This is a genomic window from Streptomyces sp. NPDC031497 (genome assembly GCF_055580905.1).
On record NZ_JBVIKO010000005.1, the window covers coordinates 56,301 to 68,637 of the forward strand.

The 12,337-nt window shown below is 72.7% G+C and carries 9 protein-coding genes and 1 pseudogene; 3 read left to right on the forward strand and 7 right to left on the reverse strand.

Annotation, left to right across the window (positions count from 1 at the left end):
• Positions 1-18 precede the first annotated feature (18 nt).
• Together ACZ5K7_RS11635 and ACZ5K7_RS11640 are read left to right on the forward strand one after the other, a co-directional pair.
• Positions 19-1,002, forward strand: a complete 984-nt coding sequence (locus ACZ5K7_RS11635) for a lysylphosphatidylglycerol synthase transmembrane domain-containing protein (RefSeq protein ID WP_351703493.1) — start codon at positions 19-21, stop codon at positions 1,000-1,002.
• Between the two features lie 40 nt (positions 1,003-1,042).
• Entirely contained in the window at positions 1,043-1,807 is a 765-nt protein-coding gene (locus ACZ5K7_RS11640; RefSeq protein WP_468912675.1) for a crotonase/enoyl-CoA hydratase family protein, read from the forward strand.
• Position 1,808: 1 nt separating this feature from the next.
• Here ACZ5K7_RS11640 and ACZ5K7_RS11645 read toward each other — a convergent pair.
• From ACZ5K7_RS11645 to ACZ5K7_RS11675, 7 genes and pseudogenes are all read right to left on the reverse strand, one after another.
• A pseudogene (locus tag ACZ5K7_RS11645) lies at positions 1,809-2,753 on the reverse strand (NAD(P)/FAD-dependent oxidoreductase); the annotation flags it as partial.
• Entirely contained in the window at positions 2,750-4,135 is a 1,386-nt protein-coding gene (locus tag ACZ5K7_RS11650; protein ID WP_468912677.1) for an FAD-dependent oxidoreductase, read from the reverse strand. The pseudogene ACZ5K7_RS11645 and the gene ACZ5K7_RS11650, both read right to left, overlap by 4 nt.
• A complete protein-coding gene (locus ACZ5K7_RS11655; RefSeq protein WP_468912679.1) occupies positions 4,132-5,577 on the reverse strand; it encodes an FGGY family carbohydrate kinase in 1,446 nt (481 codons plus the stop codon). The genes ACZ5K7_RS11650 and ACZ5K7_RS11655 overlap by 4 nt, the downstream gene beginning before the upstream one ends.
• An 86-nt stretch (positions 5,578-5,663) precedes the next feature.
• A complete protein-coding gene (locus ACZ5K7_RS11660; protein WP_351703481.1) occupies positions 5,664-6,938 on the reverse strand; it encodes a cation:proton antiporter in 1,275 nt (424 codons plus the stop codon).
• 12 nt (positions 6,939-6,950) lie between these two features.
• The gene (locus tag ACZ5K7_RS11665; protein ID WP_468912682.1) at positions 6,951-8,339 is read right to left on the reverse strand and encodes a cytochrome P450; all 1,389 of its coding nucleotides are present in this window, start codon (positions 8,337-8,339) and stop codon (positions 6,951-6,953) included.
• Complete coding sequence (locus tag ACZ5K7_RS11670; RefSeq protein WP_468912684.1) at positions 8,336-9,439, reverse strand: alpha-hydroxy acid oxidase; 1,104 nt, start codon at positions 9,437-9,439, stop codon at positions 8,336-8,338. The genes ACZ5K7_RS11665 and ACZ5K7_RS11670 overlap by 4 nt, the downstream gene beginning before the upstream one ends.
• Positions 9,439-11,028, reverse strand: coding sequence for an NAD(P)-binding domain-containing protein (locus ACZ5K7_RS11675; RefSeq protein WP_468912686.1), 1,590 nt, complete (start codon positions 11,026-11,028; stop codon positions 9,439-9,441). The genes ACZ5K7_RS11670 and ACZ5K7_RS11675 overlap by 1 nt, the downstream gene beginning before the upstream one ends.
• A 216-nt stretch (positions 11,029-11,244) precedes the next feature.
• On the opposite strand from ACZ5K7_RS11675, the gene ACZ5K7_RS11680 reads away from it, so the two are divergent.
• The gene (locus ACZ5K7_RS11680) at positions 11,245-12,336 is read left to right on the forward strand and encodes a mechanosensitive ion channel family protein (protein ID WP_351703469.1); all 1,092 of its coding nucleotides are present in this window, start codon (positions 11,245-11,247) and stop codon (positions 12,334-12,336) included.
• Position 12,337: the final 1 nt, after the last annotated feature.

Here is a 12,337-nt window from a genome sequence, read left to right on the forward strand (position 1 = left end):
CGGAAAACCTCTCCCGGTGTGACAGCGGTAAGAATCCCCGGCTTCCGTGAGGGCCGTCTCCCCCGGCTCGCCCGCCATGTCCCCTGGCGGCACATCCTCACCCTGATTCCGCTCCTGCTCGTCGCGGTCATCGCGGTGCAGCACTGGTCGGTCCTCGTCGAGGGCTTCGGCCACCTCCGTGACGCCTCCTGGCCCTGGCTGCTGGCGGCGGGCGCCGCCACCTGTCTGACCTGGGTGGCCGCGGCCTTCACCCGGCAGGGCGCGGTGGTCCAGCAACTGCCCCGCTGGCGGCTCCTTGCGACCCAGCTCGCGGCCGGCTCCGCCAACCACCTGCTGCCGACGGGACTGGGCTCCGGCGCGGTCAACCTGCGGTTCATGACCGTGTGCGGGGTGCCGCTCGCCACCTCCTCGGCCGCGCTCGCCCTGTATCTGCTCGCCGAGTCGGTGGCCCGGGTGGGCCTGATGGCCGTGTTCTTCGTGGCCTTCCCGGACGCGCTGCACCTCGGCGGCCTGCTCCCGCACGGGACGGTCGGCCCGATCGTGGCCGCCGCCGGCGCGCTCGCCGCCGTGGCGCTGGCCGCGCTGTTCCTCGTACGGCGGGTGCGCGAGCCCGTGTTCCGTTTCGTGCGCTCCGCCCTGAACGAGGCCCGCTCGGTGCACACCCGTCCGTCCCGGGCGCTGGCCCTGTGGGGCGGCTCGCTCGCCTTCCCCGCGCTCCAGGCGGCCGGTCTGGTGGCCGTGGGGCAGGCACTGGGCCTGCCGGTGCCGCCCGCGCACATGGCGCTGGCGTACCTGGCGGCCACGGTGGCCGTCGCGCTGATCCCCACGCCGGGCGGTCTGGGTTCCGTGGAGGCGGCGCTGATCGTGGCACTGGTGGCCGCGGGCGGCCCGGTGGCGGTCGCCACGGCCGTCGTCCTCGCGTACCGGATCATCACCGTGTGGGTGCCGTTGCTGCCGGGAGCACTGACACTGGGAGCGCTGGTGCGACTGAAGGTCATCTGACACGGGGTGACCTTCCGAAGGAACCGACGGAAGGAATCGCATGCCGGTCCGCCTGGAACGCAAGGGTCCTGTCACCACGGTGGTGCTCTCCCGGCCCGAGGTGCGCAACGCGGTGGACGGGCCGACGGCGGCCGGACTGGTCGCCGCCTTCCGGGAGTTCGAGGCGGACGACGCGGCCCGGGTGGCGGTGCTGTGGGGTGAGGGCGGCACCTTCTGCGCGGGCGCGGACCTGAAGGCGATGGGCGGCGAGCGCGGCAACCGGGTGGCGGAGGACGGGGACGGCCCGATGGGCCCGACCCGGCTGCGGCTGTCCAAGCCGGTGATCGCGGCGATCGCCGGGCACGCCGTGGCGGGGGGCCTGGAACTGGCCCTGTGGTGCGATCTGCGGGTCGCCGAGGAGGACGCGGTGTTCGGCGTCTTCTGCCGCCGCTGGGGCGTGCCCCTGATCGACGGCGGCACGGTACGGCTCCCCCGGCTGATCGGCGCCGGCCGGGCCATGGACCTGATCCTGACCGGCCGCCCGGTCCCGGCACCCGAGGCGCACGGGATGGGCCTGGCCGACCGCCTGGTCCCGCCGGGCCGTTCCCGCGCGGCGGCGGAGGAACTCGCCGCGTCCATCGCCGCTTTCCCGCAGGCCTGCATGCGCAGCGACCGGGCGTCGGTGCTGGACCAGGAGGGGCTGGACGAGCCGACGGCGATGCTCGGCGAGATCCGCCACGGCATGGCGGTGTTGGCGGAAGGACTGGACGGAGCGGCGCGGTTCGCGGCGGGAGCGGGCCGGCACGGGTCCTTCACGGGTGGCTGACCAGCCACTCCAGCACCGCACCGGCGGCCTGGACCCCGTCCCGGGTCGCCGTCCGGGCGTCCCGGCCCGGGTGCGGCAGACCGCCGACGGCGAAGACACCCGGACGGTCGGTGCCCGGCCCGTGGGCGAGGGTGATCCGGCCCCGGCGGGCCAGTTCGTCCTCGGCGACGAAGTCCCCGGTGAAGACGACCGTGTCGCAGGACAGGACTCCCGTACGCCCGTCGAGGTGCCGGATCCGGACGCCGGACAGCCGTCCGTGCCCGAGGATCTCGGTGACCGTGGTCCCGGTGAGCAGCGGGACACGGGAGCGGAGCCGGGCGTCCACGGCACGGACGGAGGCGGCGCGCGTCACGTCGGTGACGGCACGGACAAAGGCGACGCTCGGCCGGTCGGTGAGCATCGCGACGACCTCGGCGCCCGCGGCCCGTACCGTGCCGGCGGCCGCGTACGACACGTCCTCGGCCCCGACCACCACCGCCCGTTCGCCGATCGGCTGCCGGTAGCGGTGCACCGCCTGCTGCAGTTCTCCTCCGGTGTAGACCCCGGCGGGCCGGGTGCCCGGGATCAGCCGCGCCGTACGGGGGCGTTCGCGAGCGCCGGTGGCGAGTACCACGGCCCGTGCGGTGACCGTCTCCGGGCCCCGCTCGCCCACGGTGGCCAGGGAGAGCGGCCCGGCCCAGTCCAGGGCGGTGACTCCGGTACGGACCACCGCTCCGGCCCGCACGGCCGCCTCGGCGAGCAGGCGGGCGTACCCGGGTCCGGTCAACGGCCTGGTCCAGGTGCCGAATCCGCCGTGTGCGCAGTGCCGTGCCACTCCCCCGGCCTCCTGGTCCCGCTCCAGCACCTCCACCCGGCCCGCTCCGGCGACCGCGAGCCGGGCGGCGGCCGCGAGACCGGCGGGACCGGCACCGACGACCAGGACATCGACCCGGCGTTCGACGGTCATCGGGTGTGCCCGGTCCTCTCGAACAGGTCGCGTACGGCGGCCCCGCAGTGGAAGCCCTGGCAGCGGCCCGCCCCGGCCCGGGTGCGGCGGCGCAGGCCCGCGAGACTGCGCGGCGGAATCGTACTGACCAGGGCGGCACGGATCTCGCCGAGGGTCGCGCGCTCGCAGTGGCAGACGATGACGTCGCCGCCCCGCTGGTAGGGGCGGGGGAAGGCCTCACCGAGATTCGGCATCCGGACCGGTTCCAGGTCGACGGGGTCCTTCAGGTCGAGGCCCGAGTCCCGCAGCAGTCCGGTGACATGGGCGGCGATGGCGAGCGAGGCGGTGAGGCCCGTGGAGCGGATGCCGCCGACGGTGACGTACGCCTGTTCGGGGTGGGTGGAGATGCGGTAGTCGTCGTGCTCGGTGGCCGCGCGCAGACCGGCGTAGACGGCGGTGACCTCCTCGTCGGGGAGCGCGGGCAGGATCCGGCGGCCCTTCTCGCGCAGGACCGCCAGCCCCTCGGCGGTCGAGCCGGTGGCGGTCCTGTCGTCCAGGTCCTCGGCGGTGGGGCCCAGCAGGACGTTGCCGTAGACGGTGGGGGCGACCAGGACGCCCTTGCCGAGGGCGGTGGGGACCGGCAGCAGGATGTGCCGGACCAGGTCGCGGGCGAGCTTGTCGTAGACGATCAGCTGGCCGCGGCGCGGGGTGACGGTGAAGGAGCGGTGGCCGAGGAGCCGGTCGAGGGTGTCGGCGTGCAGGCCGGCCGCGTTGACGAGATGGCGGGTGTGCAGGGGCCCGCGCGCGGTCGTCAGGGTGTGCAGGCCGTCGTGCCGGCTCACCTGTGCCACGCGGGAGTTGAGGTGGAGGTCGACGCCGCCCCGCACGGCCTGGGTGGCGTAGGCCAGGGTCGTGCTCCAGGGGCAGATGATGCTCTCGCCGGGTACGTGCAGGGCGCCGAGCGCGCCCGGGCCGAGGCGGGGTTCGCGGGCGTACAGCTCGGCGGCGGTCAACAGGCGGGTGTCGTGGTGGTCGTTGCGTACGGCCTGCCGGGCGAGGCCCGGCAGGGCGGACCGCTGCTCCTCGTCCCAGGCCACCAGCAGGGCGCCGACCGGCTCGACCGGGATGCCGGACTCGGCGGCGTACGCGGTGAGGAGCCGGGAGCCCGCCCGGACCAGGCGGGCCTCCAGGGTGCCGGGGTGGGCGTCGAAACCGGTGTGCAGGAGGGCGGTGTTGGCCTTCGAGGTGCCCTGGCCGACATCGTCCTGGGCCTCCACCAGGGCGGCCCTGAGGTGCGGGTGACGGGCCAGTTCACGGGCGATCGCGCTGCCGACGACCCCGGCGCCGACGACCGTCACGTCGTACGGGACGGCGGGCAGCGGCCCGTCGGCGGTGACCGTCATCCGGGTGCTCCGGCCCCGGCGCCGGCGCGTGCGAGCAAGGCGGCGACAGCTGTCCGGAAGGTGCCCAGGCGGTCGGCGGCCTCGCCCGGGGAGATACGCGGCTCGTAGACGGCGGACGGTCCCCCGTCCGGCAGGAAGTCGGTGGGGTCGGTGCCGAGATAGGCCAGGGCGCCCACCCCGAGGGCGGTGGCGTCGGGCAGTGTGGACACCTCGACCGGGCGTTGCAGCAGGTCGGCCTGGATCTGCATGAGCAGGGCCGAGCGGGTGAGTCCGCCGTCGACGCGCAGCGCGGTCAGCGGGGTGCCGAGGTCGGTCTCGGCGGCTTCGGCGAGTTCCACCACCTGGGCGGCGAGGCCCTCGCACAGGGCGCGCACCAGATGCCCGGGGCCCGTGTCGAGGCCGAGGCCGGTGAGCGAGCCGCGCAGGTCGCCGCGCCACCAGGGAGCGGCGAGCCCGGCCAGCGCGGGGACGAAGGTGACCCCGCCGGTGTCGGGGACGGTGCCGCCGACCCGGTCGAGGTCGGCGGCACCGGAGATCACCCCGAGGTCGGTGAGCCAGCGTACGGCGGAGGCGGCCGTGTACACCTGGCCCTCCAGGCAGTAGCCGGTCTCTCCGGCGAGGCGCCAGGCGACACAGCTGACCAGCCCGGAGGTGCTGTGCCGGGGGGTGTCACCGGTGTGCGCGAGCAGGAACGCCCCGGTGCCGTAGGTGCACTTGGCGCCGCCCGGACCGGTGATCCGCTGGGCGAGGAGGGCGGCCTGCTGGTCCACGGCGAGTCCGGTGAGCGGGATCTCGCGCCCGAACTCCTTCGTCGTGCCGATGAGTTGGCAGTTGTCGACGATCTCGGGCAGGTGTTCGGCGGAGAGTCCGTAGAGGTCGAGGGCGCGGGGCGACCACCGCACCCGGTCCAGATCGAGGAGTTGGGTGCGGCCGGCGGTGGCGGCGTCGGTGACATAGGCGCCGGTGAGCCGGTGGATCAGCCAGGCGTCGGTGGTGGTGACGACGCCCTCGGTGGTGAGGTGACGGCGGATCCAGGCCATCTTGGGCGCGGCGAAGTAGGGGTCCAGGGGCAGGCCGGTGAGTTCCCGTAATTCGTCGGCGTGTTCGGCGAGTTCGGCGCAGACGGTCTCGGCCCGGCGGTCCTGCCAGACGATCGCGGTGGTGAGCGGGCGCCCGGTGCCGGGGTCCCAGGCCAGCACGGTCTCGCCCTGGTTGGCGAGGCCCAGCGCGGTGACCGGTTCGCCGGCCTCGGCGAGCGCCCGCCGGCCGGCGACGAGCACCGAGTCGTACAGCTCCTCGGGGTCGGCCTCCACCAGGCCGCCAGGCAGGTGCCGGGGTGTTATGGCGACGAATCCGGTGCCGATGACGCCCCGTTCGGGGCAGATCACCAGGGCCTTGGTGCCGGACGTGCCCTGGTCGACGGCGAGCACCGGACCTGTCATCGAGCCTCCCTGGTGATCACTGCGCGACAGCCTGCCGTCGTGCGGCGGCCGCGTCAACCAGCTTCTACGCCAGGGGAGTTCGACGGCTACGTGCGGACCGCCTCCTGGTTCTCCGCTGTGGCCGGTCCGATGCGCGCCCGGGCCGCGTCCCGGCGATCAAGCCAGGATAGGACAGGTGCCGTCATGATCGTGGTCACCAGGGCCACCAGCACCAGGACCGAGAACAGGGACTGGCTGACGATCCCGGCCGCCAGGCCGATGTTCAGCGCGATCAGCTGCATGAGCCCGCGCGCGTTCATCAGGGCGCCGACCCGCACCGCCACGGCCGGGGGTTCGCGTCTGAGGCGGGCCGCCGCCCAGCAGCCGCCGAACTTGCCGACCACGGCGAGCACGACGGCCACCACGCCGAACGCCAGCACGCCGGGGTCGGCGAAGACGTCGAAGCGGGTGTTGAGGCCGGAGTAGGTGAAGAACATCGGGACGAAGACCACCTGGGTGACGGGCTGGGTGGTCCGCACCAGGCGCTCGGCCTCCTCGCCGCGAGGCATGGCCATGCCCACGCAGAACGCCCCGAACACGGCGTAGAGCTGGATGCGGTCGGTGAACCAGGCGGCGCAGAACAGGACGGCGACGGTGCCGAGGAGCCTGGTGTCGTCGCGCAGGCCGGGCCGGTTCACGATCCGGGCCAGCAGCGGACGGCCGACCAGGTACAGCACCACCGCGAAGAGCAGCGAACCGCCGACGGCGGTCAGCACCCGGCTCGGCCTGCCCGAGGCCGCGCTGAGCACTCCGGCCAGCAGGATCCAGGCGACCACGTCGTCGGTGGCCCCCGATGCCAGGGACAGGGAACCGAACCGGGTGCCGGCCAGTCCGCGTTCGGTGATGATGCGGGCCAGCATCGGGAAGGCGGTGATGGCCAGGGCGACTCCGACGAACGCCGCGGTCACCCAGACCGAGACGCCGTCGACGAAGACGTCCACGTGCCCGTGTACCGCGAGTGTCAGTCCCAGACCGAGCACCAGCGGGAGGGTGACCCCGGCGGCCGACACGGCCATGGCGGTGCCGGCGAGCCCGCGGCCCGCATGGGTCCGGAACTCGTACCCGGCGTGGAACATCAGGGCCACCAGGCCGATCTGCCCGGCCACGTACAGCACCGGTTTCAGCTCGGCCGGGAAGACGGCGTCGGACGCGGCGGGCGCGATCAGCCCGAACAGCGACGGGCCGAGCAGCACACCGGCGATCATCTCGCCGACGACCGGGGGCTGCCCGAACCGGCCGCTCACGGCGACGACCGCACGGCAGGTGAGCAGGATGACGACGACGGCCGCGAAGAAGGCGGGCGCGAGTTCGACAGGTGTCATGGTCGCTCTCCCTCACCGGCTGCCGACGACGGACGGGGACGGGTCGCCGGGCGCGGCGGCGAAGTAGGTGCGGCACAGGCCCTGGCGGCGGGCGTCCCACACCATGTAGCTGCCGAGGACCAGCTGGGTGAGGCTGCGCGGGACGTTCGCCCAGTGGTCGGCGAGCCGCATCACCGCGAGCCGCAGCCGCAGCCGCAGCGACCCGCTGTCCTCGCGCGCGACCAGGAGGCAGGGGCCGCGGCTGGGCAGCGAGCGGGTGTGCTCGGCGGACGACTCCAGCCGGAACCGCCATAGCACCTCCTCGGCCGCGACCCGCATGGTCAGGACGGCGAAACCGCGGGCCGGGCAGGGCCGGTTGGCGGTGACACCGAACGGGATGGCGGCGGTGGGCCTGGTCTCCTTCGACAACCAGCGGTCGGGGTCGAAGCGTTCGGCCCCGGCCGTGCCCGAGCGCTGGTACTCGGGGTAGTTGAAGAGCAGGACCGAGCCGGCGGGGATGGCGGGGCGGCCGTCGCGCGGGATCTCGCCGGTGGTGATCCGGTGGGCCACGCCGAACAGCGGGAAGTGCTGGAGGGTCTCGTCGATGACGTGGTCGAGGTAGTCGGGGCCGGCCGACCTCAGGCGCTCCTGCACCTCCTGATGGGTGGCGAGGACGAGCAGCAGGTGGGCCATGGCCTCCGACATCTGCACCACGGCCGTGTTGAAGAAGGTGCCCTGGAGGTAGTACGCCCGCTCCCGTTCGGTGAGCGGCGCGGGCAGGGGCACCGGCGGCGGGTCGTGGGCGAGCCGCTCGCGCAGGTGGGCGGTGAGGCGGGCCCGGCGGTCCATGTGGCGCAGCCGGGTGCATTTCAGGGCGCTGACCACGTCGTCGGCGTTGCCGGTGATCAGGTCCCGTACCTCGCGCGGACAGGGGGCGCGGAAGACGACCTCGTAGTAGACCTCGGCCCACACGGGCATCATCAGATCGCGCAGCCGGACGTGGTGCACGCGCGCGTGGCCGTCGAGTTCGTCGAGGACGTGCCGGGTGCGGCGGCCGACCAGTTCGGTCCACTCGGCGCGGGACGGGCCGGCGAGGATCTGGCGGGTGGTGCGGGCCACGGCGTCGTAGCGGGGACCGGGCTCCAGGTGCTCCTGGTGCACCTCGGGGCCGGGCGAGAGCCAGTACCAGAACAGGTCGGACAGGGCGGCACCGCGACTGCGGCCGTTGGCCGCCGGGTGGCCGTACACCTGCTTGAACTCCTCGGCGGGCACTTCACGGCCGGGGGCGGGGATGCCCTCCTCGCCGTTGACCCACGCGAAGATGCGCACGCGCAGGGCGACGACCGACCTCGGCAGCCAGTACGGCAGGCTCGCCACCAGGGCGAGGGCGGCCACGACGGCGCTCCAGCCCGCGGCGCTCATGAGAGCGCTCCGCCGAAGTGCCGTCCCGCCCAGGCCGGGCGGACGAGTTCCGGGGTGAGTTCGTCGAGCCCCGCCGCCCCGCACAGGGCCAGCGCGTCCTCGATCTCCTCGCGCAGCAGTTCCAGCAGCCGCCGTACGCCCTTCTCCCCGTCCGCGGCCAGCGCCCACATCACGGGGCGGCCGATGCCCACCGCCCGTGCGCCGAGCGCCAGCGCCTTGACCGCGTCGGTGCCCCGCCTGATCCCGCCGTCCAGCAGCACGGGAATCCGTCCTGCCACGGCGCCGGCGATCTCGGGCAGCACCTCCAACGTGGCCGGGACGGTGTCCAGTTGCCGCCCTCCGTGGTTGGACACCAGCAGGCCGGCCACGCCGTGCCGGACGGCGAGGCGGGCGTCCTCGGGGTGCAGGACGCCCTTGAGGAGGATCGGCAGCTCGGTGATCCCGCGCAGCCAGGTGATGTGGTCCCAGGAGAACTCCGGGGACATGGCGATCTGGCGGACGTGCCCGCGTTCGCCGTCGCGGAGGTCGACGAGGTTCTCGCAGCGGAGGCCTGCGGGCAGGTCATGGAAACCGTTGCGCCGGTTGCGCTCGCTCGCCCCGAGCACCGGGGAGTCGACGGTGACCACCAGGGCGGTGCAGCCCGCGTCGGTGGCGCGGCGGACCAGGGCCTCGGTGATGTCGGGGTCGGGCTGGAGGTAGAGCTGGAACCACAACGGCACGATCTCGCCGGGTGCGGCCGCGGCGCGGCCCGCGGCGGCGACCTCTCCGACGGCGACGGTCGACGCCATGCTCGCGATCATGATCGCCCCGGCGGCGGCCGCGGCCCGGGCCGTGGCCAGTTCGCCGTCCGGGTCCACGAGTCTGTGGAAGGCGGTGGGTGAGACCAGCACCGGCGTCCGGGCCCGGCCGCCGAAGAGGGTGACGTCCAGGTCCGGCACCGCGCGGCCGCGCAGCACGCGGGGCAGGAGCCGCAGCCTGCTGTAAGCCTCCTCGTTGGCGCGTACGGTGATCTCGTCGCGGGCTCCGCCGGCGACGAAGTCGGCGTGGACGGGGTCGAGTCTGTCGCGGGCGGCGGTCTCGAAGTCCTTCGCGCTGAACATCACGGCCGCCTCACCGCCGGCCCGGTCCTCGGTTCGGGCTTCAGTTCACTGGTGAAGAAGCCGGCGAGCGGGGCGTGGTGGACGTCCGGGTGGTCCCACTGGTTCTCCAGGTTCTCGGCCAGGTGGTGGGTGCCGAGAAGCGCGCCGTCGCGGAAGTGCCGGATCACCGGATGGAGGTACGACGCGTCGAAGGCGTCGTCGACGGAGTTCTGCGCGGTGCGCCGCACGGTGATGTCGAAGGGGTCGACCTTGTCGTGATCGGGCCCGTACTCCAGAGTGACGGTGAAGTAGTCGCGGTCACGGGTGAGTTCGCTCAAGTGTGCGTAGTCGACGGGGACTTCCTCCTGGTAGCGGGCCGTGCCGTCGTCCTCCGTGACGATCAGGTCGCCGATCACGGCGAACTGCTGCCACAGCGCGGAACTCCGGTTGACCCGCGCCACCACCGCGTCCGCGAGGGCCGACGGGTCGGTGGTGAGCGGGCGGTGCGGCCAGGGCCGGTCGTGGTGGCGTTCGTCGAGGATGCGGCTCAACGCCCGTACGGCGTACCGGAATCCGTGGATGAAGCCGCCGGTGGACTTCTTGAAGTCGCGCTGCTGCATCAGCGTTCCGGCGAAGTACAGGCCGGGCACGTTGACGGACTCGTAGGCGGGGGTCAGCGCGGCGAAGCGGTCCTTGATGACGAGTTCGGGACGGCACGTCTCGTCGAACGGCGAGGCGTCGAAGCGGAAGCCCGTGCAGACGATCACCCGGTCGTAGGCCAGTTCCTTCACGACCTCGTCGGCCCGGGAGAAACTGAACCGGACGCGATAGCGGTCGCCGTCCCTCTCGATGGACTGGACGTGACCGTCCAGCAGGGCGTTCAGCGACTTGAGCTGGTAGGTGTCGAGGAAGTTGTTGTTGACCGCCCGCAGGTGGCCGACGAAGTGGGTGTTCCAGGCCAGTCTGATGGAGTGCGGTCCCGCCACATGGATCACGGCGGCCGTCTCGACAAGGTTGTCAGCGGTCTCCAGGGCCGAGTTGCCCTTGCCGAGGATCAGGACACGCTGGTCGGTGAAGTCGTCAGGGTCGACGGAGACGTCCGGGTACAGCTCGGCCGTCTCGATGCCGGGGATGTCCGGGACGTAGGGCCGTGTCACGCCGGTGGCCATGACCAGGCGGCGGGCGCGGTGTTCGGCGCCGTGCTGGTCGGTGACGGTGAATCCGCCGTCGTCGCGCGTGATGCGGACGGCCCGGGTGTCGTAGGCGATGTCCAGTTTGAACGCCTCGGCGAAGTCGGCGAGATAGCGCACGATGTCGTCGGCCGCCGGGAAGTAGCGCTTGGAGTAGCGCTTGAACAGCAGGTCGGGATCGTCGGACAGGAGTGAGTTCCAGTCCATCCGGAGGTTGAGCTCGGGATCCGATGTGCCGTTGTGGACCTTGTTGATGGAGATCAGCTGCCGGTGGCGGGGGAAGGTGCGGAAGAAGGTGCCCGGTGTGCCGCCGCTCTCCAGGATGCGGTGGTCGTGCCCGGCGGCCTGGAGGAGTCGTCCGAGCTGGAGTCCGGCGGGACCTGCGCCGATGACGAGGTAGTCGAGCTGTTCGTGGTGCACGATGCCTGCCTTCCGATGGGGGGTGGGGGCCGGAGCAGACGTGCGGTGCCTCGGCGCAGAAGCCAAGTCCCCCAGGAGTCCCGGCGGAAGGCAGGTCCCCTACATCGACAGCAAGTTGACAGCTTCGGCACAGTCGCGGCGGACGGACGCCCGGTACGAACCTCCGTGCGGATACGGCAGGATGAGCGGTTGCACAGTTCGAATGGGAGGTAACCGGTGGACCGAGCGCTCACCGTCGATGACCTGGTCCTGGCCGGCATCGCCCTGGCGGCAGGCCTGTTGCTGGCCTTTCTGTCACGCGGCATGCTGCGCTGGCTGGCCAAGCACGCGAAGCGGACCCGTTGGAGCGGTGACGACGTCATCGTGGACGCGCTGCGCACGGTGGTCCCGTGGGCGGCGCTCTCGGGCGGTGCGGCGGCCGCCGCGGCGGTGCTGCCGCTGACGAGAACGGTCCAGCACCACACCAACCAGTGCCTGAAGGTGCTGCTCATCTTCGCGGTGACGGTCTCGGCGGCGCGGGTGATCGCCGGACTGGTGCAGTCGGTCACCCAGTCCCGCTCCGGGGTGGCCGGTTCGGCCACGATCTTCGTGAACATCACCCGGGTGCTGGTCCTGGCGATCGGCTTCCTGGTGGTGCTCCAGACGCTGGGCATCTCGATAGCGCCCCTGCTCACCGCCCTGGGCGTCGGCGGCCTCGCGGTCGCGCTCGCTCTCCAGGACACCCTGGCCAACCTGTTCGCGGGCATCCACATCCTCGCCTCCAAGACCGTCCAGCCGGGCGACTACATCCAGCTGAGCAGCGGCGAGGAGGGCTATGTCGTGGACATCAACTGGCGGCAGACGACCGTCCGTCAGCTCTCCAACAACCTGGTGGTCGTCCCCAACGGCCAGCTGGCGAAGACGAACATGACCAACTACACGCGTCCCGAGCAGGAGTTGACGATCCTGGTGCAGGTGGGCGTGAGTTACGACAGCGACCTGGACCACGTCGAGCGGGTCACGCACGAGGTCATCGCCGAGACGATGACCGAGATCACCGGCGCCCTGCCCGAGCACGAGCCGGCCATCCGCTTCCACACCTTCGGCGACTCGCGGATCGGCTTCACGGTGATCCTGGGCGTCGGGGAGTTCAGCGACCAGTTCCGGATCAAGCACGAGTTCATCAAGCGCCTGCACCGCCGCTACCGCGAGGAGGGCATCCGCATCCCGGCCCCGACCCGCACGGTGGCGCTCCAGCAGGGGGCCGTGGTGATTCCGCAGCAGCGCGTCCCGGACAACCTGTCGTCGGGCCTGCCGCACACCGACTAGC